This window comes from Natronorubrum texcoconense, from assembly GCF_900100335.1.
Classification (GTDB): Archaea; Halobacteriota; Halobacteria; order Halobacteriales; family Natrialbaceae; genus Natronorubrum; species Natronorubrum texcoconense.
Window position 1 is genome coordinate 48,281 of sequence record NZ_FNFE01000005.1, and the last position, 22,971, is coordinate 71,251.

Sequence of the window (22,971 nt, forward strand, 5' to 3'; positions counted from 1 at the left end):
TCAGTCCTGTTGATCCAGCAGCGCCGACCAGTCGTCTCGCTCCAACGCGAACTCGATGTTCTCCTGGTCGATGACTTCGGCGCCCGTCATGTAGTCTTTCGGCGGGATGCCCCGTTCCACGTACAGCCAGGCGAGTATCGTCGGAACGTACCCCTGAGAGTACGGATCCTGTCCAATCGTGTAGTCCATGATCCCGGCGTCGATGGCCTCCATCGTCGGCTCTTCGAGATCGAAGCCGCCGCCGAGTAGTTCGTCTTCGACGCCCTGACTCTCGAGCGCCTCGCCGATGAACCAGGTGTAGGCGTCCGTCCCGACGATGCCGAGCAGGTTCTCGGTCGAGGCGATGTGGTTCTCCAGTCGGCCGATCCCCTCGTTCGAGTCGTCGGTGACGTCGAGGGTGTCGGTTTCGACGCCCGTCTCCTCGGTTAGCGCGTCCTCGATGCCGGCGGCGCGCTCGCCGAGCGCCGAGTGACCCGGACAGCACGTGGCGATCGTCACCTGTCCGTCCTCGCTCTCGAGTCGTTCCGCGGCGGCGAGGCCGCAGACGTAGCCAGCCGCGTAGTTATCCTGTCCGACGTAGGCCAGCGACCGGCCCAATCGGTCCTCCATCTGTTCCGTCGAGAGCGAGTTCGCGTTGTACGCGAGCACGACGATGTCGTTCTCTACGGCCTCCTCCAGCACCGAGTCGTAGGCGTGTTCGTCGATGATCGTCGTGAGAATCACGTCCGGCCCGGCATCGACCGTCGATTCGAGGATCGTCACCTGTTCTTCGATGTCTTCCCCGCCGGTCGGTCCGGAGAAATTCGCGCTCCAGCCGACCTGACTCGCGGCGTCGTGCAACCCCGCCACCGTCGGGTCGAAGAACGACGTTGCCGCGTCGTGGGTTACCATGTTCACCTCCAGTTCGCGCCCGCCGCTCTCGTAATCGAGGTCGGTCGGCGGCGGGATGAGGTCGATCTGCTGGTAGTTCGGTTCGTCCTCACAGGCGCCCGGCCCCGTTTCGCCGTCCTCGTCGTCGCGGAACACCAGATCGCTACACCCCGCCAGCCCCGCCGTCGCACCGACCGCACTCGCCGCACCGAGTTGTCGCATGACGTCCCGTCGAGAGACGCCGCTCCCGAGGTCTATGCTCCGTCTACCACTGTCACTGGGTGGCATGGATTTGTGTGCCACATCCGCTCGTATAAATTTTCGTGTCTGACCGGGAGCCACAATCACGTCGAGACGTTACCGTATCGAAGCGATTTCCCGATCGAATTCGGCTTATCGACCCCGACGGGTCAGTCACCTCGAACGCGAGATCGATCTACGAGTAGTTGTACTCGAGTTCGATCACGTTCGCCGCGCCGAGGACCGCTTCGGGGATGTCCTCGTAGAACCGTTCGTCGTCGACCCGGTGGACGGGACAGGCGACGCTGATCGCAGCGATGCTTCGATCCGCGTCGTCGGTGATCGGCGAGGCGATACATCGCAACCCGTTGAGCCGTTCTTCCCGGTCGATCGCGTAGCGTTGCTCGCGTATCTCCTCGAGTTCCGCGTAGAACTCCTCGCGGTCGGTGATGGTGTGATTGGTCAGTTTCGGCAGTCCGTGTTCGTCGATGATTTCGTCTACCTCTTCCCGAGGACGAAACGCGAGCGTTGCCTTTCCGAGCCCCGTGCAGTGCATCCGGACTCGTTTCCCTTCGTGGGTGTCGAGTTCGACCGCGTTCTCTCCTTTCGCCTGATAGAGGTAGATCCCCATCCCGTTCTTTTCGACGAGGAGGTTCACTAGCTCGCCCGTCTGATCGGCGAGATTGTCTGCCTGGGACTGTGCGGCGTCGTAGATGGGCGTCCGGTTTCGTGCGTACGCGCCGAGTCCGAGAAACGACAGTCCGATGTGGTACTCGTCGCCGTCTTTGTCGACGTACTCGCGGTTCGCGAGCGTCGTCAAATGGTTGTGCACTGCGCTCTTCCCGATGTCGACTCGGTCGGCGATCTCCGAGACGCCAGCACCATCGAGTTCCTGGATCACCTCGAGGATTTCGAAGGTTCTGTTGACCGTTTGAACGGGGTGATTCGGTTTTGCCATATCCGTACCAGGACCTGAAATCATATATATGTTGTTTCGTCACACTGAACTGTAGTTCGTATCGCTCGGGTCGAGGCGCTCATATCAGAACAGCGCACGCGTCTTCACGAACTCCCCTGCTGAACGCACGGATCGACGCGACGATTCCGAAGTCAGCCGTCGGAACCGCGACAGCCGCATCCCTACACTGGCGTTCGTCGCCTCGAACCGATACCGTCCGGCACATCCCGATACAATCGCTGTGACTGCTCCCGGGCGTCGCACCTGTCGGCCCATTATACGGGTGGCTGGGCCGACTGGTCGAGCTCGTTCATTGGATCAAAATGCTTATTGGTTGGCGAGTGAATGGGAACCCATGAACCGCGCGCTCGTTATGGTCGAATCCACGGAGTTTTCCCGACAGTTAGTTCGGGAAGCCGGCGAACTGGCGGCCGGCGTCGACGCCGATCTCAAACTGCTCGCGACGATGGAGCAAGACGAGTACGAACACGATCTCGAGACGATGTCGACGATCGCCGACGTCGAAGGAACGGCGTACTCGCCGGCAGACGTCAAAGAGAGCGGGAGACAGTTCGCTCGAGATATTGCTCGGACGGAACTGGAGGACGTAGACGTCGAGTACGACCCGCTCTGTATCGTCGTCGACGATGGGAAGAAGGCACAGCGGATCGTCGCGCTGGCGGAGGAGCACGACTGCGATCACATCTTTATCGCTGGACAGAAGCGCTCCCCGACGGGGAAGGCGATCTTCGGCGACACGGCACAACGCGTGATTCTCAACTTCAACGGAGCCGTTACTGTCGTCACGGACTGACGTTCGATCCGCGAACCGGAGCCTCCTCGTTCCGGTATACGTGTGTTTATGCCGCTGTATTTCACAGCTATAGACGATGGCTCAACGTATCCAATCGAGCGGCGCGATCGATCCCGACGATATCACGATCGCCTATCTCGGCGGTGGAAGTCGACAGTGGGCACCGAATCTCATCCAGGACCTCGCACAGTCCGACCTCGACGGTCGGGTTCGGCTCTACGACGAATACTACGAGAGCGCAGCGCGGAACGCGCGCTTTGGAAACTGGGTGCAAGAACGGGACGGTGCCGTCGCGGACTGGTCGTACGAGGCGACGGATTCCCTCGAAACGGCGCTCGCGGGCGCGGACGTTGTCATCCTCTCCACGCAGTACGATCCGGCCGAGACGTTCGTCCACGATCTCGACATCCCCGAACGCTACGGCATTTACGGCGCGGTCGCGGCGACCATCGGCCCCGGTGGCATCTTCCGGGCGATGAGAACGGTGCCGCTTTACCGCACGTTCGCCGCCGCGATCCGCGAGCACTGCCCCGACGCGTGGGTGTTCAACTACACGAACCCCGTCCACTTCGTAACGCGGGCATTGTACGACGAGTACCCCGAAATCAACGCGCTCGGCCTCTGTCACGAGGTGCTCGGCACCCGCCACCGCCTCGCGCGCTACGCTCGAGAACAGCTCGACATGGACGCCGAGCGAAGCGATATTTCGGTCAACGTCAAGGGAATCAACCACTTCACGTGGGTCGACGAGGCCCGCTGTAAGGGCGTCGACCTCTGGCCAGTGCTCGAGGAGCTTCGAGACGGCCCAGAGGGTCATCAGACGTTCACACCAGAGGATCTGGCCGACGACAGCGTCTTCGTCGATCACTGGCAGGTGACCTGGGAGCTGTTCCGCCGATTCGGCGTGCTTCCCGCCGCGGGCGACCGTCATCTCGTCGAGTACGCGACCTGGTTCATTCAGGGCGGCCAGGAGGGGCTCAATCGCTGGGGCGTCAAGCGCACGGGAAGCGACTACCGAGCCAAACACTGGACGCCCGCCGAATCGGATCAGACGACCGACGTCGAGGCGTGGATGGCGGGCGACCGCGAGTTCGAACTGAGCGAATCCGACGAAGTCTTCGTCGACATCCTCGCGGGGCTCGCAGGACAGGCGGAGTACGTCACGAACGTCAACCTCCCTAACACCGGGCAGGTATCGGACCTGCAGGATGGTGCCGTCGTCGAAACGAATGCGCTCGTCAGCGCCGACGAGGTGAAACCGATGACCGCCGGCGGGTTCCCGCGCCCGGTCCGGAGTCTGCTTCGCGGCCACATCGACACCATCGAGACGGTGATCGAGGCGTCCGCCGACGGCGATCTCGACGCCGCGTTTCAGGGGTTCCTCATCGATCAGCAGATCCGCACCTTACAAACCGAGGACGCACGAGAGCTGTTCGCGGAACTGGTCGCCGCACAGGAGTCGTATTTGCAGGATTGGGACCTCGAGGAGGCCGCCGTCCTCGAGGAAGCGTCGGCGTATCCGGCCGAGTGACCGATATCGCCACGACGCGTCGAGTGATCGTCTCCTGAGCGCTCGGCGACGTCGAGTACTTCTCTTCGTGTAGGCGCAAAGCACTACGTCGAGCTGACTCAGTCGGTTAGTTCACGACCCGCAGTAAAAGAATTCGAACGGCCGTTCAGACGTGCTCGTCGTCGTCGACCGATTTCGCGTGGCGCGCTCTGATTCGCGGGTTGCTGATCCGGTCTAATGCCTGTGCGATGAGGATCAGTCCCATCGAGAGCCCGATGATGAACAGCGTCGGGGCGAGGATGTAGTGGACCTGTCCGATGGAGTAGAGCGAGTGTGCCTCCTCTGCGTTGTTGAGGACGACACCCCAGTTCTGCGTGCTGACCGGGAGGAAGCCCAGGTAGTACAGGGCGACCGAGGCGAAGATGATGTTGCGCGCGTGGTTTGCGAGGTTGATGAGGACGTAGGGCCAGATGTTCGGCAGGATATCCTTGAGGATCGTCGAAACTGTGCCGACGCCCATCGCGCGTGCCGCTTCGACGTACTCCTGGCTTCTCACTTTGAGCACTTCGGAGCGGATCGAGCGCCCGAGTCCACCCCAGGCGGCGACGGAGAGGACGAGCCCGACCATCGCCGGATGGCGCGGTTCGATGATCGCCGCGATGACGATGATCAGGGGGAGACCGGGGATCGAGACGACGATGTCACAGAGCGTCATGAGGATCCGATCGGTGGTCCCGCCGCGGAATCCGGCGGTCGCGCCGACGCTGACGCCGAGCGTGACCGTCGCGAGTGCACCGGCGGTGATCATGATCAGTACGGGCGTCGTCCCAGTGACCATCAACGAGAGGACGTCCGTTCCGGTGTTCGTGGTTCCAAGCGGGTGAGCGAGGACGCCGTCCAGCGGCGAAATCCACGTTTCGAACGTGGCTGTCGGGCTGTGGACGAATCGGGGTCCGAAGATACCGAGTAAGAAGAACGAAATCGTGATAGTGACCCCGAGGAACCCGCGCCAGTCGCTCAGCACGATCTTCGCGGGCGCGTATATCGACCGGTCGAACTTTCGGTACAGCACCTCCTTTCGATTGACGTCGATTTCGGTTTCCTCGCCGAAGAACGCGTGTTTGGTAGTGCCGCCGTCCGCCCGCGGTTCTTTGGTTTTGTTCGTCAGTCGCTTGACGTAGCGTTTGAACTGCGTCCGGAGCGGAACGCCGGCCGAACTGCCGTACACCTGCATGTTGTCTCCGCCGGTTTTCGCCCGCGGGTCGATGCGACTGTACGTGAGGTCGGCGACGAACATCGCGATAACGACCGTGATACAGATGACCGTAAACCCGCCGACCATGAGCGGGTAGTCGCGGTTCTCGACGCCCTCGAACATGTACCACCCCATCCCGCGATAGGTGAAGATGTCCTCGAGGATAATCGACCCGCCGATCATGAACCCGATCGTCAGTAGCAGACCCGTGTAGAGCGGGAGCAAGGCGTTTCGCATGACGTATCGGAGTGCGATTCTCGTCGGCGGCAGTCCGCGGAGACGAGCGACCCGGATGTGATCGGCACCGAGGACGCTGATCGAATTGCCACGCATACTGAGGGACGCGGCCGCGCCCGTCACGATTAACGAGAGGATCGGTAACGTAGCGTGATGTAACGCGCCGAGAACGAACTCGGCGTTGAGTCCGATATCTGCGCCACCGGGGTATCGCGCACCGGTCGGGAACCAACCCAGCTGGTACGCGAAGACGAACGACAGGAGGAGCGCGGCGACGTAGTACGGCGTCGAGCTCTCGATGACGGCGACGGCGGTCATCACTGTGTCGAACTTCGAGCCCTCGTAGTAGGCCATGATCGCCCCGAGACAGATGCTCGTCACGAACGTGATGATCATCGCGATGGACATGTAGAAAATCGTCCACGGCACCGCCTCGGCGAGGATCTGGTTGACTGATTGGTTCTGAGACAACGAGTGTCCGAGATCACCCTGCAACATCGCAGTCATGTACTCGATGTACTGGACGTGCATCGGGTCGTCAGGATGAATGTTTATCGTCAGTTCGACCAGTCGTCGAGCGGCATCCGGATTGTTCGGATTGTCCGCCAGCATCTGCGCGTACATCGCCTCGAACGGGTTCCCGGGCATGAACCGTACGAGCGCGAACGTCAGATGGAACACGACGAGTACTGTTAACACACCCTGGCCGATTCGCTTGATTAGCCAGTTAGACATTGTTTAATGATACTAAGGAACTCCTTCTCAGACCTAATAAATTTACTGTTTCAACCGGTAGCGACTGTCCGACAGACGAGTCAGCGGACCGTAAACGGAGTCGCCAGTTCACTTTTCGAGCGCGGATTTTGACGACTGGAACAGCGAGATCGACGCTGCACGTGTGGTGTACCCACTCGTGGTCTGTGAACTCATTGCTCAATGAGTGTTCGCTGTTATAGAACCTGATTCTGTATCCCTGGATGATGCGTGACTCGTGTTCTCATCCCTTCGGAGCCGTATCCGGGAGGGTTATTACAGAAGTACGCCTGTAATTTTGGGCCGTGAATCGTTCGTCTCTCGATCTGTGCCCTTGTTCGGTTTTGATTCAATTGCTAAACAGCGTTCTGTATCACTACCTCTTAATACAGTAATAGAAAACTATCATCTCCATATAAGAACCACTCTACTGGTGCGGATAACATCTCTCGACCGTATCGCTGGCGACTGCCGAACACGTTCGAGGACTCGACATCGCTGGTCGACGACCCCCGCCGAGAATCTCCTGTCAGAACTACTAAGACGGTCGGTCACCACTGTCCGGCTGTGACACGAGAACAGTCCACTGCCACGTACCGTGACGAGACGGCATCCGTCTCGGTACGGGTCGAGGATCTCCTCGAGCGAATGACGCTCGAAGAAAAGGCCGCACAGCTCGGTTCAGTCAACGCCGATCGGTTGCTCGACGACGGAGCGCTCGACACCGAGGCAGTCGAGGAGTGGCTCGAGCACGGAATCGGCCACTTCACCCGCCTCGGCGGGGAAGGCGGACTCTCGCCGACGGACGCCGCGAGGGTCACGAACGAACTGCAGTCGTACCTGCGCGAGGAGACGCGCCTCGGGATTCCCGCAATCCCCCACGAGGAGTGTCTCAGCGGCTACATGGGACCGGAGGCGACGACGTTCCCGCAGATGCTCGGCATGGCGAGTAGCTGGAACGCCGATCTTCTGCAGACCGTCACCGGAACGATTCGCGGCGAACTCGAGGGAATCGGCACGGTTCACGCGTTGTCGCCAGTACTCGACGTCGCTCGCGACCTTCGGTGGGGCCGCGTCGAGGAGACCTTCGGCGAGGATCCGTATCTGGTGTCGGAGATGGCACGCGCATACGTGAACGGATTACAGGGAGAGGGCCGTGCAGACGGCATCTCGGCGACGCTGAAACACTTCGTCGGTCACGGGTCGACCGACGGCGGGAAGAACCGTTCGTCGCTCAACGTCGGCATGCGGGAGCTCCGCGAAACGCACCTGTTCCCCTACGAGGCCGTTATCAGCGAGGCGAACGCCGAATCGGTGATGAACGCCTACCACGATATCGACGGCGTTCCGTGTGTCACCAACGAGTGGCTGCTGACCGATCTGCTGCGCGGCGAGTTCGGCTTCGACGGTACCGTGGTCTCTGACTACTACAGCGTTCGGCACTTAGAGACCGAGCACGGGACCATCAACACGAAACAGGAGGGTGCTGTCGCCTCGATCGAGGCCGGTCTCGACGTGGAACTGCCGTACACGGAGTACTTCGGCGAACACCTCGTCAACGCCGTCGAGGACGGCGACCTCGCCGAGGAAACCCTCGACGAAGCGGTCCGTCGCGTCCTCCGAGAGAAGTTCCGGAAAGGCGTCTTCGACGCGGGCGAGATCGACGAGGATGCGGCGGCAGACGCGTTCCACACCGACGAGGCCCGCGAGATCACCCGAGAAGCGGCTCGCCAGTCCATGACGCTGCTCAAGAACGAGGGCGACCTCCTCCCCCTCGACGTCGACTCCGTCGCGGTCGTGGGGCCGAAAGCCGACGACCCGAAGGAGCTGATGGGCGACTACGCCTACGCGGCCCACTACCCCGAGGAGGAGTACGAAGCCGACGCGATCACGCCGCTCGAGGCGCTCGAGTGGCGCGACGACGTCGATGTCTCCTACGAGCAGGGGTGTACCATCTCCGGCCCCTCGACCGACGGCTTCGATGCGGCGACCGAGGTTGCCGAAGACGCAGACGTTGCGCTGGCGTTCGTCGGCGCTCGCTCCGCGGTCGACTTCTCCGACGTCGACGCCGAGAAAGCGGAAAAACCGAGCGTCCCGACCAGCGGCGAAGGCTGTGACATGACCCATCTCAGGCTCCCTGGCGTCCAGGAAGATCTCGTCGCGGAACTGCTCGAGACGGGAACGCCGGTCGTGGTCGTGCTCGTCAGCGGCAAGCCTCACGCGATCGAGTGGATGGCCGAGGACGTCCCCGCGATCCTCTACGCGTGGCTGCCTGGCGACGAGGGCGGCCCGGCCATCGTCGAAACGCTGTTCGGCGAGAACAACCCTGCCGGAAAGCTCCCCGTCTCCCTGCCCAAGTCCGTCGGGCAACTCCCGGTCTACTACAACCGGAAGGCCAACACGGCGAACAAGGATTACGTCTACACCGACAGCGAGCCGGTGTACCCGTTCGGGCACGGCCTGAGCTACGCCGAATTCGAGTACGGCGATATTTCGCTGTCGTCCGACAGCGCCACGCCGCTCGAGTCGGTCACCGCGAGCGTGACGGTCACGAATACGGGCGAGCGCGCCGGCGACGAAGTCGTTCAGCTGTACACGCACGCTGTGAATCCGAGCCAGGCCCGTCCGGTGCAGGAACTGCTCGGCTTCGAACGCGTTGCCCTCGAGGCTGGCGAGTCCAAGCGCGTTACCTTCGAGTTCTCTGCGACGCAACTGGCGTTCCACGATCTCGATATGAACCTCACCGTCGAGGAAGGGCCGTACGAGATCCGCGTCGGAAGCTCCGCGACCGATATCGAGGCAACCGAGGACCTCGAGATCACGGACACGAAGACGGTGCCGAAGACTGCCCGCACGTACTACACGGACTCGGCAGTCGACGCAGAGTAACGCAGACAGCCGCGGGTTCGGTTTTCGTCGATCGGCCGCCTCGAGTGTTCCGCTACTACGCTGGTCCTGGATAGCCAGTCGGCCGTCCCCGACTTTCGCTTGAATCCCAGTTGATTGATAACAGAAACGCATCTGTATTATATATTTAGTAACTAATATTCAGAAAACTTTATCAACAATCTTCGTTGACTACCCTAGCGTGGTGGTAACCCATACCGAACGGTTGGGAGGCCCACCCACACAGTAGCGGATCGAACGACCAAGGCGACACAACCACGAGAACAATGACAAACGACGAGACACACGACGCGAACGCATCGACTGATGAACTAATCGACCGACGCGACTACATGAAAGCGGCGGGAGCAACCGCAGCGGCCGGTCTCGGAATCGGGGCAATGTCGACTTCGGCTGCAGCCCAGGAAACGCTCACGGAGAACCAACAGACCACCTACGACGGCTCGTTCGTGTCGTTCTGGACCGACACCGACGACACGGTCTCGATGACGCTCGAGGACGGCGGCAGTTACAGCGTCGACTGGCAAAACACCGGCAACTTCGTCGTCGGGATGGGCTGGGATCCCGGTGCGAGCCGGACGATCGAGTACGATGCCACGCACAACCCATCGGAAAACTCCTATCTCTGCGTCTACGGGTGGACGACGGATCCGCTCGTGGAGTACTACATCATCGAAAACTACGGCACCTATCGGCCTGGCGACGAAGAACACGGTACCCACCAGAGCGACGGCGGCACGTACGACATCGCCACGTCCGAACGCATCGAAGAGCCGTCCATCATCGGCACGGCGACGTTCACCCAGTACTGGAGCATCCGCCAGAACTCACGAACCAGCGGCACCATCAACGTCGGCAATCACTTCGACGCCTGGGAGAACCACGGCCTCGAGTTGGGCGACCACGACTACCAGATTATGGCCGTCGAAGCCTGGGACTACCAGGGTCCCAACAGTGCCTCCGTCTCGTTCGGCGAAGCCAGCGGTGGTGGTGACCCTGGCGGCGACCCCGGTGACGACGACGGCAACGGCGGCTCCTCCGGAGACCTCGCCGACGGCACCTATGGCATCCAGAACGTCAACAGCGGCAAGGGCCTCGACGTCTCCGAAGAGTCGACAGACGACGGCGCGAACATCCAGCAGTACGAGTACTGGGGCGGCACCAACCAGCAGTGGAACGTCGAGGACACTGGTGGCGGTGCGTATCGTATCGAGAACGTCAACAGCGGCAACGTCCTCGATGTCGGCGGCGAGTCGGACGGCGCAAACGTCCAGCAGTACTCGGACCACGGTGGCGACAACCAGCGCTTCTACCTGCACGACCAGGGCAGCGGCCAGTACCACATCCAGCCGGTTCACACCGAGAAGGCACTCGAAGTCGAAAGCTCCTCGACCGATGACGGTGCCAACGTCCAGCAGTACGAGTGGCACGGCGACGATAACCAGCTCTGGACGTTCGATAACGTCTAAGCAGGACTCGAGCAGAGATCGGCGCTCCCGAACGTCACCACACTCGAGCCGGATGGCGTTGCGGTCACTGTGTGACTCGTTTCAAGAGCGCCGACAGCCGTTTCTTCGTTTCTTTCCCGTATTTTACCCAGCGGAACTTGGAAACATTTTTATTTATGATTGAGAATAGTTACCGGTGGACATGACAAATCCAAACGATCGGGAGGAGCGAGAGCAATCGTCGTCGGACGGATCGATCCGTCGTCGTCCGTTCTTGGGAACGGTTGGCGCATTTGGCCTCGGAGCGGGATTGGCAGGCCGCGTCGGCGCGGACGAGGACGGGTGGCCGTCACCGGACGATCACTACTACGCGGAGCTAGTCGGCGACCTTTCACAACTCGACATCCCACCCGGCGAGTTCGTGTGCGCGGAGAACGAGGCTGACACCTTCGCGACTTACGAACTCGCGGGGGAACACGAGGATCTCGCCGCGCGTGAATCGCTCGATGTTAGCGACGACGATGTCACCTTCGTCGAAGCGACCCGCATTTCGGTTGGCGAACTCGAGGACGGGTCGCTTGATCCGTGGGGTGTCACCGTCCAGGCGACGGTCGAGGACCAGGCCGTTTCGGCCGGCGATACGTTACTCGGCGTGGCGTACGTCCGCAATCCAGGGACGGGTGGCTCGACGGCAGATGTCACGTACAAATCGACCGAGGCGGACAACGAAGCAGAGAACTACGTCCTGAACGGCGGCATCGCGGCCGGCCAGGAGTGGGAGCGCTACTTCTTCCCGATCGACTTCCAGACGGCCGGCGACGCCGGCGAGTGGTGGACTGAGTTCTGGGTCGGTATCGAAGGCCAGACCGTCGATATCGGCGGTCTCGCCTTGCTCAACTTCGCACAGGACGTCGACGCCAACGAACTCCCCTCCTGGGACGACGAGATCGACCTCGAGGACGGCTGGGAAGAAGAAGCGGACGCGCGCATTCAGGAACACCGGACCGCGAATCTCACGGTTTCGGTCACCGATGCAGATGGGGACGCGGTCGACGCCGCTGTCGACCTCGAGATGCAAGACCACGAGTTCGCGTTCGGAACGGCCGTCGACGCGAACCGACTTCAGACGGATGACGCCGACGGCGAGCAGTACCGAGGGCTGATTCCTGAACTGTTCAACACGACCGTCCTCGAGAACCACCACAAGTGGCGCTTCTTCGAGGACAATCAGGAACTGGCCGACGACGCAACCGACTGGATCCTCGAGCAGGACCTCGATATTCGCGGTCACGCCTGTCTGTGGTCGAGCCGAGACTCGAACTCCATCCCCGAAGACGTCGAGGATGCGATGGACGAAGGCGACGCCGACTACGTCGCAGAGCGCTCGCTCGAGCATATCGAGACGGTCATCGAACACTACGGCGACGACATGGAACACTGGGACGTGGTCAACGAGGCAGTCCACGAAACCGAGATGACGGAGGTAATCGACGGTGAAGACGTTGACCCCGTCGAAGCGCCGATACTCGAGGAGTGGTACGAGACGGCGACGGAGGTCGCTCCCGAGAGCGTCGCACTCGACGTCAACGACTACAACGTGCTCTCCGGTCCCTACGAGGGGACTCGCGACGACTACGAGCGCCAGATCGAGTTCCTCGCAGGGGCAGCGGGGGTCGACCTCGGCGGGATCGGCCTGCAGAGTCACTTCAGCCGCGGCGAGCAACTCACACCCGGTGAGATCATGGACGTGCTCGACCGCTACGCCGAGGCCGGCGATGGGGCGCCCCTTCGGATCACCGAGTTCGACATGGCCGATCCGAACTGGCTCGAGGCGGACAAAGCCGACTTCTTCCACTGGTTCCTCAAGACGATCTACAGTCACCCCGAGATGGAGGATTTCCTCATGTGGGGCTTCTGGGACGACGAACACTGGCAGGACGATGCACCGTTGTTCGACGAAGAGTGGAATCCAAAGCCGACCTACGATGTCTACACCGACCTCGTCTTCGAGGAGTGGTGGACCGACGAAACGGGCGAGACGAACGCCGACGGTGCGTTCAATGCGACGGCGTTCCTCGGTGAGTACGACCTGACCATTGACGCCGGCGACGGCGAATTCTCGACGTCGCTCTCGCTCGAGGAACCAACTGACGAGTCGGTCGAAATCACACTCGTCGAGATTGACGTTCGGGGCTCGGGACGCGGCAACGGCCGCGTGCCAGTACACGTTCACGGCGGAGACGCGTTCGATCCTGCCGATGTCGACTACGACACGGTTCGCTTCGGTGACCCCGACGTCGTTGCAGGCGGCGGCGGGAGCGATGTCGTTCATCTCCCCGGTGGACCAGGCGACGGGACCGGACGCGGCAACGGCCGTGGCAATTGCTCGCAGATGGTCCATTTCGACGGCGCTGACAGCGAACTCGAGGACGTTGCGATGATAACCGGCCGAACGGCCGACGGCGACATCATCGTCGGCTTCGACCGGCTGTAACGCCACTCCCGTTTTTCGATCGCTTTGGACAGCCTCGAGAGACGGCCTGTGCCTCGTCGGGTCGAACTCGGTAATGCACGAACGCACGTTCGGCGACACGTCACCGTCGAACAGTACGTCGTCGCAGGAGTCTAGAACCCGTACAGTTCGTTCGGTCGTTCGTAGGCGAGTCGCTCGACGAGGTCACGGGCCACGTCCATCGGTATCTGTCCGCGATCGACTTGTTTTCCGACGACGTTCGACAAGGAGCGTCTGAACATCTCGAAACGCGAGCCGTAGGAGAGGAGTTTTCGGGAGTCGCTGACCATCCCGGCGTGCTGGGAGAGCAGGTCGACCGTGCCGACGTACTCGAGTTGGTGTTCCATACCGAACGGGCTGTCGTTGAACCACCAGGCGGGGCCGATGGTAACGTTGGGGAAGACGCGAGCCATCGTCGCGATCGTCGGATAGTGGGTCGGGTCGATCGTGTACAGGACCATCTCGGTCTCGCCGTCGAACCGGTTGACGAAGTGCTCGAGCGAGTCGGCGAGTTCGACGTCCCCCGTAGAGATGTCGCCGCCGGCCGCGGGACCCAGCCGGTCGAACAGGTCGTCTCGATAGTTACGAACGGGACCGATGTGGAGTTGCGTCACCCACCCCTTCTCGGCGTTCAACTCGCCCACGAACTCGAGGAGGAACGCCTGGAAATCCCCGATCTCGCGCTCGGAGAGCGAACCGCCCGCGAGTCCCGTGCGGAAGACGTCCCGCGCTCGCCGCTCGCTGACGGGACGGGAGGTGGGCTGTTCGATACCCAGGTCGCTGGCCCGGCAGCCGCGCTCGTCGAAGTAGTCGTGGGTCGCGGCGAGCGCCTCGCAGAAGCCGTCGAACTCGTCGGCGCTGATCCCGGTTGCGGACTCGAGTTCGTCGACGAACGCGATCCACTCGGGTCGGTCGATTTTGACCGCGCGGTCCGCCCGCCACGTCGGCACGATATCGACGCCGGACACCTCCTCGGCGGCGCGCTCGTGGTACTCGAGGTCGTCCGTCGGGTCGTCGGTGCTGCCGACGATTTCGACGTTCATCGCCTCGAGGAGCTGCTGGGGCCGCATATCGTCGTCAGCGAGTTGGGTCCTCGTTTCCGTCCAGATCTCGTCGGCCGTGTCCGCCGAAATCGATTTCTCGATCCCGAACCGGCGCTGTAGATCGAGGTGGACCCACTCGTAGGTCGGGTTGCCGGCGAACCGCGGGAACACTTCCGCGAGCGCGTTCCACTTCTCGCGATTGGGCGCGTCGCCGGTGATCAGTTCCTCGTCGACGCCGCAGTTGCGCATCAGCGCCCAGACGTAGTGATCCGTGGCGGCCTCGACCTCCCAGATGTCGTTCCAGCCGTCGTTTTCGACGATCTCGGCGACGTCCACGTGGGTGTGGGCGTCGACGATCGGAAGGTCCGCGATTTCGTCGTACAGTTCTCGCGCGGCGTCCGTCTCGAGCAGATAGTCCTCACCGAGGAAACTCATTGTCTACCGTTTCCAGTGAATCGGATTAAAACTACGGGTGCGATCCCCCCGACTCGATCGATTCGGTTTCGCGTGGGATGACCGGTCGATTGACGTCGCCCGACAAGCCGGGTTGAAAATGCCCACCTATTTACTGCAGGTCTCCGAATGTCACGTCGATGAATGGCTCCGATTCGAACGACCTGACCTTCGGCTGTCAGGTCGTCGCGTACGGCGACGTCAACGGAACGATCGAACAGGCGAAACGCGCCGAGGATGCGGGGTTCGACGTTCTCACGCTTCCCGACCACCTGTTTCACCCGACCGGGTCCGAGGAGTTCCTCGTCGAACCGCCGTGGGAGGCGTTTACCGTCCTCGGCGCGATCGCACAGCACACCGAGCGAGCGACCCTGATGCCGGGCGTCACCGACTCGGTGCGACGGCATCCGACGGAGCTCGCACACGCCGTCGCGACGCTCGATCGGATGACCAACGGACGTGCGGGCCTCGGGATCGGCGCGGGTGAGGCGTTCAACTTCGTACCGATCGGAGATATCGACTGGGACGACCCGTTCACGCGGTTCGTCGAGGCGGTGAAGGTCGTCGACGGCCTCTGGACGTCCACGCCGGACGAGTGCTTCTCGTTCGACGGCGAGTTCTTCCAGCTCGAGGACGCACACATGGGCCTCAAGCCGGTCCAGAAGCCACGGCCGCCGCTGTGGGTCGGCGGCTACGGTCCCAGCATGCGCGGCTTTGCGGGGGCGGTCGCCGACGGCTGGTTCCCTTGGATCCACTCGCCCGATCAGTACGCCGCGGACCTCGACCGCGTGCTCTCGGTCGCCGAAGAAAGGGGACGCGATCCCGACGCGATCGACCGCGCCGTGATGGTTCCGACGACCGTCTCCGAGGACGCGGACGAGGCTCAAGCGGTGGGGATCGAACGCAACCGAACGAGTCTGGCGCTCCGCCCGCCGCTGCTGGCCGACATGGGCTACGAAGACATCGCCGACGACACGCCGATCATGTGGGAGATGGCCTTCGACGAGGAGCAGGAACGGAAACTGCTGGCGGCCGCCGAGCGCATTCCCGACGAAGCCGTCGACGAGGTGACCGTCTCCGGGGACCCCGAGCGGGCGATCGAGCGGATCGAGGCGTTCGTCGACGCCGGCGTCGACAACCTGGTGCTCATCCCGGTTGGCGACTTCGAGGAGACGATGCGCCACTACGAAGAGACGATCATCCCGTACTTCGACGAGTAACGGAAGACCGGTTTCGAAGAACGGCTTACTCGCCGCGCGTCTCGGCGACGCGACCGCGAAGCATCCCGCGGAGGTAGCCGACGGTGAACGCGCGGCCGCGGTGTTCCCAGTCGGTGTCGTCCTCGAGGTGTGGCGTGTGGTCCGGAATCATCATGCCCTCGAAACCCACCTCGTCGAGCAGCGCGAGCAGTGCGTACTCGTCGTAGTTGCCCTCGTCGACGAACGTCTCTTTGAACGCCGGCACTGTTCCGTCGACGTCGCGGAAGTGGACGTAGAAGATCTCGTCGCGTTCGCCGAAGTAGCGGATCACCTCCGCTACGTCCTCACCCATCTGGGACCAACAGCCCAGACAGAGCTCCAGTCCGTGATTGTCGCTCGGCACGAGATCCATCGCCCGCTTGAAGTTCTCGAAGTTCCGGAACAGTTGGGGTACGCCGCCGAGGCGTTCCATCGGCGGGTCGTTGGGGTGGAGACAGAGCTTGATCCCGGCCTCCTCGGCGACCGGGATGACCTCCTCGAGGAAGTACTCGTAGTTCTCCCAGAGCTCCTCCTCGGTGTACTCGCGGTCGTGCGTGTACTCGTCGTCGAGGTCGTCGGCGTCGAACGACGAGACCGTGGCACCGCCCCGAACCGTGTCAGAGCCGGTCCGCCACACGCCCGCCGGCGCCCAGTGGTAGCCGAAGATCGGGATCCCCGCCTCGCCCATGTTCCGGATCGTCCGCTTGAGTTTCTCGAGCTGTTCGTCTCGCTTCGGGCCGTTCAGCATCACGTCCTCGTAGAACGAGATCGGGACGTTCTCGATGGCGTTGAGGCGGATCCCTGCGGCTTCGACGCGCTCGCGAAGGGCGACCAGGTTCTCGACCGACCACTCGCCGTCGCCCTCGAGGGGCATCCGCTCGTCGTCGGGCATGTGCTCGTAGTCGGGATCGTACTGGTACATATTCAGGAGGATGTCGTCGACCCCGAGCTGCTTGATGTAGCGGAGTCGCTTCTCGCTCGGATCCATGAACTGCCCGACGCCGATCCGCATCGGCAACTCGTCGAACTCGTCTGAGCGGACGTCTCCGCTAGTGTCGGAAGACATTACGCGAGTACAGACACCCACACGAGTTAAATGTTGTTCGAAGCGACCGATCGCACAACCGCAACTCGACGACTCACACCGTCACGTCTCCCTTCGAGTCCCAGATCGCCGTCACCATATCGACGAAGACCGCGGTTCGAATCGGATGGCCGTCGTCGTCGGTCCGCTCGAGCGGACTCTCTCTGACGTTGGCGACGAACGCTTCGGTGTACGCCCAGTCGACCAGCGCGTCGCGAACGTCGAACGTGATCGTGTCGTCCTCGTCGGTCGACAGCCACGAGACGGTACTCTGTCGGGGCTCGTACTCGAGCGTGTACGTCTCGCCGCCCACCAACTCGAGTATCGCGGACATCTGACCGATCTCGAGTCGCTCGTGTTCGCCCTCCAGGAAGAGGGTTCCGTCCTCGATCGTGGCGTCGTAGCGTAGCGGTTCCGTCATCTGTGCTACCGTAGAACACCATCGTAGTTATAGTTAGCTCACGAGACCGACTCGTCGATGCCATCTCTCTCCCTGCAGTGAGCTGCGATCACCGGCGTCGCTCTCGCTCTTCGAATGGGTCTCGAGCCGGATCTTCCGCCGCCTCGAAGTCGCGCAACCGGCGCTTGTACTCCAGGTATCCGCCGCCGCCGAACAGGAGTCCGAGGACGAGGCCGGCAATCGGGTCGCCCCGGGTCGTAAAGTACAACGCTCCCAGGAGACCGAGCAGCACGGACGCCCACATCGCTCGACGGGCGAACAGCCGTTGTCGATCGGTAGTCGTCATACCTGCTCGTTTGAACACCACCTATACAATCCTTGCGCCGCCGTAAGCGGTCGTTCGGCTGCCGCGACCCGACGCTTTATGTGTATTGGCAGCGCTTTTCGAACGATGTCAGCCGAGCCAACCGAGTCGACACTCCGAGACGTCGCCGACGAGCGCGAGTTCACCATCGGTACCGCGATCGATCCCGACTCGCTCCGCCGCGATCCCAGTTACTGGAAGACGGCCTCGAGCGAGTTCAACGCCGTCACGCCCGAGAACGCCCTGAAGATGGGGCCGTTGCGGCCGTCACGACACACGTACGACTTCAGAGATGCCGACGCGGTCGTCAACTTCGGCCGCGAGAACGACATGACCGTCCGCGGACACACCCTCGTCTGGCACAACCAGAAACCCGAGTGGTTCCAGGCGTGGGACTACACCGACGAGCAACTACGCCAGTTCTTGCGGGAACACATCCACACCGTCGTCGGTCGCTACCGCGAGACGGTAGACGCCTGGGACGTCGTCAACGAGGCCGTCGCCGACGACGGCTCGATGCGCCGAACGGTGTGGTCCGACGCGCTGGGCGAAGACTACCTCGAGGAGGCGTTCACCTGGGCCCGCGAGGTCAACCCGGACGCTGATCTCTACTACAACGACTACGGCGCCGACGAGATCAACGAGAAGTCCGACGCGATCTACGACCTGCTGGAGGGGCTGCTCGAGCGCGACGTGCCGATCGACGGCGTCGGGTTGCAGCTTCACGCCCTGGGCGACCACCCGGACCCCGACTCGATCGCCGAAAACATCGAGCGATTCCGGGATCTCGGCCTCGAGGTCCAGATCACCGAGATGGACGTCGCCTTCCACGCCGACGACGTGCCGGCGGACGCACTCGAGATTCAGGCCGACTACTACCGCGAGGTCGTCGAGGCCTGTCTCGAGGCGGGCTGTGACACGATCGTTACGTGGGACGTCCACGACGCTAATTCGTGGCTGCGGAGCTTCAAGGACTTCGGCGAACGCTACTCCGGTGATCCGTTGCTGTTCGACGACCGGTACGAGCGAAAGCCCGCGTACTACGCGGTGAGGGACGCGCTCGAGGAGTAGCCGACTCGGCCGGATCTCATTTCTCGTCGCGTTCGTCGCCGCCTCGAACGAGCGCGTAGCCTGCGAGTCCCAACAGTCCGGCGACCGCGGAACTGACGCCCAGTCCCGGCGTGCTGTCGTCGGCGTCGGTAGCGTCGACCTCGAGTTCGATCTCGACGGTCGCTCCACCGTCCGCGAGCGTCGTGGTGGTGGTCTCCGACGTGCCATCGTAGCGGGCGGTGATCTCGTACTCACCCTTGAACCCGGACGTCTGGTACGTTCCGTCTTCGGTCTCGCCCGTCTCGTCGGTCCACCACTCGCCGAAGACGAGGTCGGTGTAGGCGTCGTATGCGGGTTTCGGTTCCCAGTCGTCGAAGAACAGTGGGGCCTCGTCTCGCCAGTGCTCGCCGTCCCAGAACCCCCACATCAGGAAGTCCGTCGTGTCCGGATGACTGAACACGGTCTTCAGGAACGTATACAGGAACTCGCCTTTCTCTTCGGGACCCTCCCAGGGGCCGCCCTCGGTGTCGAACTCCGTTACGCGGAGTTCCGCGCCGTAATCGGCGTACTCGTCGAGTCCGTCCAAGATCCCTTCGGGCGTCAGGGTCTCATCGGCGCTGAAGTGACACTGCATGCCGATGCCGTCGAGGTCGACGTCCTCCTCGAGCAGGAACTCGATCTGCCGTCGGTAGCTCTCCCTGGCGTACTCGTGAGGGCCGGCGAGCGTGTTGTAGTCGTTGACGTCGACGGCGACGCCGAGTTCCTCGCCTAACTCGTCGGCCGCCCGATACCACTCCGCGAGTACGGGCGCTTCGACGGGATCGACGTCATCGCCGTCGATAGCCTCGATCATCGAGGGCTCGTGGAACACCTCGTTGACCACGTCCCACTGGTCGATCTCGTCGCCGTAACGGGTGATGATCTCCTCGAGGTGTTCGAAACTTCGCTCACGAACGTATTCGGGATCGAGGTCGGGATCGGTCGCGCCGCCGTCTTCCCACTCGATCCCCATCGCCTCCACGACGTCCGGTGGGACGGCCCACGCATCGACGTTCCCCCACAAACAGGTGTGGCCGCGCATGTCGAGTCCCCGCTCACCGAGCCACGCGGTCGCGTCGTCCGCGAGGTCCGGATCTTCCTCGAAGAAGCGCCACTTGTGCTGGTTCTCGAGGACGGCCGTGTTGAACAGTTCGGGAATGTACTGGCGGTACTCGTCGCCGGCTTCCGTCTCGTTGATCAGCGTAGTGGCGTCCACGGCGGTTCCGAAGCCGTACTCGTGTTCGTGCAGTTCGACGTCGACGTCGGCGCCGTCGATCGCGTTCCCGTCGACGTCGGTCACGACGATCTCGAGGTCGGCCGTCCGGTGGTTCCGGATCCGTTCGTCGGCGGCCGCTTCCCAGTCGTCCCCGTCTGAACCGAGTGCGGTCGCGCCGTCGACGCCGACGCCCAGCCCGCTGGCACCGGCGAGAGCCCCCAGAGACCAGAGAACGGGTCGTCGATGGACGGCTGATCGAGCGGTACGCTGCGGTCGTCCCATGCGGCTTTCTGGCATGCTACTCATTCGCTTATTGGCGAACGACGATAACTGTTAGCGTTTCAGAACGAAACCGGATGGCGAACGGTGTTACCGGTAACCGAGAACACTTTTACCTCTGCTCGCAGTCGTCAATACGAATGTTCGAGACGAACTACGACGACTGTTGGCTCCGGTACGAGCGAGTCGACGACGACGAGTTGCGCACGTCGTACCGACAGCGGCTTTCACACGCCTACGTCTCCGAGGGGGCACCGGAACTGGGCGCCGTCCGAGCGGAACTCGGTCGAGGCTTCGAGGGCCTCCTGGGTCGGGAACCGCATCTTTGGCAGCATCCACCACGTTCGATCGAGCGGTTTCTGGTAATCGGCCACCCCGAGGAGATGCGCCCGATCAGCGAGACGATCGATCCCGACGAGATCTGGACCCTCGCCGAGGATGGGTACGTCATCCGCACCGTCGAGTGGGAAGAGCACGAGTGCACCGTCGTTACGGCCCCGAGCGACCGCGGCCTCGTCTACGGTACCTTTCACCTGCTTCGCCTCCTCGCGCTCGGCGAACCGATCGACGACCTCGATATCGTCGAAGAGCCGGCGAACAATTCGAGAATCCTCAATCACTGGGATAACCCGTTTCGTCGCTCCGTCGAGCGCGGCTACGCTGGCCAGTCGATCTTCGACTGGGAGCGACTCCCCGACCTCCGGGAGCGGTACGTCGACTACGCCCGACTGCTCGCGTCGCTCGGAATCAACGGTATCGTGCCGAACAACGTCAATACGGGTATCCCGTCCCGTCCGACCGCGAACGACGCCGTCGCTGAGCGAGCGGGCTGGCAGCTCCTCGAGTCCGAAAACCTCGAAAAAGTCGAGGCGCTGGCCTCGGTCTTTCGCCGGTACGGAATCCGGACCTACCTGTCGGTGAACTACGCCGCGCCGATCCGCTTAGGTGGGCTCGAGACGGCCGATCCGCTGGATCCAGAAGTCCAACAGTGGTGGCAGGACAAGGCCGACGAAGTGTACGACGTGATCCCCGACTTCGGCGGCTTCCTCGTGAAGGCCGATTCGGAGGGCCAGCCGGGGCCCTACGACTACGACCGGTCCCACGCCGAGGGTGCCAACGTCCTCGCGGAGGCGCTCGAGCCACACGGCGGCCGCGTCTGGTGGCGCGCGTTCGTCTACTCCGAGCACGACGACCGCGCCGTCCAGGCCTACGAGACGTTCGAACCGATCGACGGGGAGTTCCACGAGAACGTTACCGTGCAGATCAAGAACGGGCCGATCGACTTCCAGCAGCGCGAACCCATCTCGACGCTTTTCGGTGCGATGCCCGAGACCGATCTGGGCTGTGAACTTCAACTCACGGGCGAGTACACCGGGCAGGGCGTCCACGCCACGTACCACGTCCCGATGTGGAAGGAGATCCTCGAGTTCGACACCTACGCCGACGGCGAGGGGACGCCGGTGAAGGACGTCCTCGCGGACCGCGAGGGCCAGGGCATCGCGGGCGTCGGCATCGTCGGCGAGGACCCCAACTGGACCGGGAACTACCTCCTCCAGTCCAACCTCTACGGCTTCGGTCGGCTCTGCTGGGATCCCGATCTAACTGCCGAGGAGATCACCGACGAGTGGGTCCGCCAGACGTTCGGGCACGACGAAACGGTCGTCGAGACGGTCAGCGATATGTTGCTCGAGTCGTGGGACGCCTGCATCGACTACCACACCGGCGGTCTCGGACTGATGCACATGATGTACAACGGCGAAGCCGCCCTCGAGAACCACTACGATCCGGCCCCCGAGGAGTGGCCCGAGTACGTCGGCGCGACCGGGGACGGAATCGGCGTCGACCGCACCTCGAGCGGCAGCGGCTACGCCGCGCAGTACCGCGCCCCGCTCACCGACCTGTACGACGATCCCGAGACGTGTCCCGAGGAGTTGTTGCTGTTCTTCCACCACCTTCCGTGGGAGTACGAACTCCCGGACGGGACGACCGTCGTCCAGCGGCTGTACGACAACTGCTTCGACGGCGTCGAAGCGGTCCGCGAACTACGAGCCAGGTGGAACGGGCTCGAGGGGCGTGTCGACGACCGCCGATATCGTCACGTCGCCGAGCGGTTCGACGAGCACGTCGTGCAGGCCGAGCGCTGGCGTGACGCTCTCTGTGCGTACTTCTACGATCACTCGACGGTCGCGGACGAAAACGGACGGGTTCCTCGGTGACTCAGGCCAGTCCGTCTGGCTCCGTCCGTCGACGGCACCCGAATCGATGCGCCAAGATGTCGCTGATCGGCCAGCTGCACGAGGA

The 22,971-nt window shown here is 62.6% G+C and carries 16 protein-coding genes; 8 read left to right on the top strand and 8 right to left on the bottom strand.

Going from position 1 to position 22,971, the window contains the following annotated elements; all coding sequences use genetic code 11:
• Together BLT08_RS15170 and BLT08_RS15175 are read right to left on the bottom strand one after the other, a co-directional pair.
• Nucleotides 1-1,158 carry a substrate-binding domain-containing protein gene (locus tag BLT08_RS15170; protein ID WP_090309369.1) on the bottom strand — a complete coding sequence of 386 codons (1,158 nt, stop codon included), beginning with the start codon at nucleotides 1,156-1,158 and terminating at the stop codon, nucleotides 1-3.
• Between the two features lie 148 nt (nucleotides 1,159-1,306).
• Nucleotides 1,307-2,068 carry an IclR family transcriptional regulator gene (locus tag BLT08_RS15175; RefSeq protein WP_090309372.1) on the bottom strand — a complete coding sequence of 254 codons (762 nt, stop codon included), beginning with the start codon at nucleotides 2,066-2,068 and terminating at the stop codon, nucleotides 1,307-1,309.
• 355 nt (nucleotides 2,069-2,423) lie between these two features.
• Between BLT08_RS15175 and BLT08_RS15180 the strand changes: the two genes are divergently transcribed.
• Nucleotides 2,424-2,882, top strand: a complete 459-nt coding sequence (locus tag BLT08_RS15180; protein WP_090309375.1) for a universal stress protein — start codon at nucleotides 2,424-2,426, stop codon at nucleotides 2,880-2,882.
• 76 nt (nucleotides 2,883-2,958) lie between these two features.
• On the top strand, nucleotides 2,959-4,413 hold the full coding sequence (locus BLT08_RS15185; RefSeq protein WP_090309378.1) for a family 4 glycosyl hydrolase: 1,455 nt from the start codon (nucleotides 2,959-2,961) through the stop codon (nucleotides 4,411-4,413).
• Between the two features lie 145 nt (nucleotides 4,414-4,558).
• On the opposite strand, the gene BLT08_RS23690 is transcribed toward BLT08_RS15185, so the two are convergent.
• Entirely contained in the window at nucleotides 4,559-6,583 is a 2,025-nt protein-coding gene (locus BLT08_RS23690) for an ABC transporter permease subunit (RefSeq protein WP_342707666.1), read from the bottom strand.
• Nucleotides 6,584-7,285: 702 nt separating this feature from the next.
• On the opposite strand from BLT08_RS23690, the gene BLT08_RS15195 reads away from it, so the two are divergent.
• The 3 genes from BLT08_RS15195 to BLT08_RS15205 all read left to right on the top strand — a co-directional run bounded on the left by BLT08_RS15195 (nucleotide 7,286) and on the right by BLT08_RS15205 (nucleotide 13,486).
• Nucleotides 7,286-9,526, top strand: a complete 2,241-nt coding sequence (locus tag BLT08_RS15195; protein WP_090310129.1) for a glycoside hydrolase family 3 N-terminal domain-containing protein — start codon at nucleotides 7,286-7,288, stop codon at nucleotides 9,524-9,526.
• Between the two features lie 284 nt (nucleotides 9,527-9,810).
• The gene (locus BLT08_RS15200; protein ID WP_090309386.1) at nucleotides 9,811-11,013 is read left to right on the top strand and encodes a glycoside hydrolase family 11 protein; all 1,203 of its coding nucleotides are present in this window, start codon (nucleotides 9,811-9,813) and stop codon (nucleotides 11,011-11,013) included.
• Nucleotides 11,014-11,194: 181 nt separating this feature from the next.
• Complete coding sequence (locus BLT08_RS15205) at nucleotides 11,195-13,486, top strand: endo-1,4-beta-xylanase (RefSeq protein WP_090309390.1); 2,292 nt, start codon at nucleotides 11,195-11,197, stop codon at nucleotides 13,484-13,486.
• 131 nt (nucleotides 13,487-13,617) lie between these two features.
• Here BLT08_RS15205 and uxaC read toward each other — a convergent pair whose 3' ends face one another.
• Complete coding sequence (uxaC, locus tag BLT08_RS15210) at nucleotides 13,618-14,982, bottom strand: glucuronate isomerase (protein ID WP_090309393.1); 1,365 nt, start codon at nucleotides 14,980-14,982, stop codon at nucleotides 13,618-13,620.
• Nucleotides 14,983-15,140: 158 nt separating this feature from the next.
• On the opposite strand from uxaC, the gene BLT08_RS15215 reads away from it, so the two are divergent.
• Nucleotides 15,141-16,220 (top strand): LLM class flavin-dependent oxidoreductase, encoded by a 1,080-nt coding sequence (locus BLT08_RS15215; protein WP_090309396.1) that lies wholly within the window; start codon nucleotides 15,141-15,143, stop codon nucleotides 16,218-16,220.
• A gap of 25 nt (nucleotides 16,221-16,245) precedes the next feature.
• On the opposite strand, the gene BLT08_RS15220 is transcribed toward BLT08_RS15215, so the two are convergent.
• The 3 genes from BLT08_RS15220 to BLT08_RS15230 form a co-directional block, all read right to left on the bottom strand.
• Nucleotides 16,246-17,304 (bottom strand): mannonate dehydratase, encoded by a 1,059-nt coding sequence (locus BLT08_RS15220; protein WP_245724233.1) that lies wholly within the window; start codon nucleotides 17,302-17,304, stop codon nucleotides 16,246-16,248.
• Nucleotides 17,305-17,377: 73 nt separating this feature from the next.
• Complete coding sequence (locus BLT08_RS15225) at nucleotides 17,378-17,743, bottom strand: hypothetical protein (protein ID WP_090309399.1); 366 nt, start codon at nucleotides 17,741-17,743, stop codon at nucleotides 17,378-17,380.
• An 88-nt stretch (nucleotides 17,744-17,831) separates the two neighbouring features.
• Nucleotides 17,832-18,068 carry a hypothetical protein gene (locus BLT08_RS15230; protein WP_090309404.1) on the bottom strand — a complete coding sequence of 79 codons (237 nt, stop codon included), beginning with the start codon at nucleotides 18,066-18,068 and terminating at the stop codon, nucleotides 17,832-17,834.
• 105 nt (nucleotides 18,069-18,173) lie between these two features.
• Here BLT08_RS15230 and BLT08_RS15235 point away from each other — a divergent pair, with 105 nt between their 5' ends.
• On the top strand, nucleotides 18,174-19,157 hold the full coding sequence (locus BLT08_RS15235; RefSeq protein WP_090309408.1) for an endo-1,4-beta-xylanase: 984 nt from the start codon (nucleotides 18,174-18,176) through the stop codon (nucleotides 19,155-19,157).
• A 16-nt stretch (nucleotides 19,158-19,173) separates the two neighbouring features.
• Here BLT08_RS15235 and BLT08_RS15240 read toward each other — a convergent pair whose 3' ends face one another.
• The gene (locus BLT08_RS15240; RefSeq protein WP_175529335.1) at nucleotides 19,174-20,688 is read right to left on the bottom strand and encodes an endo-1,4-beta-xylanase; all 1,515 of its coding nucleotides are present in this window, start codon (nucleotides 20,686-20,688) and stop codon (nucleotides 19,174-19,176) included.
• A 122-nt stretch (nucleotides 20,689-20,810) separates the two neighbouring features.
• Between BLT08_RS15240 and BLT08_RS15245 the strand changes: the two genes are divergently transcribed.
• Nucleotides 20,811-22,886: an alpha-glucuronidase family glycosyl hydrolase gene (locus tag BLT08_RS15245; protein ID WP_090309415.1), complete on the top strand. Its 2,076-nt coding sequence runs from the start codon at nucleotides 20,811-20,813 to the stop codon at nucleotides 22,884-22,886.
• The last annotated feature ends 85 nt before the right edge of the window (nucleotides 22,887-22,971 follow it).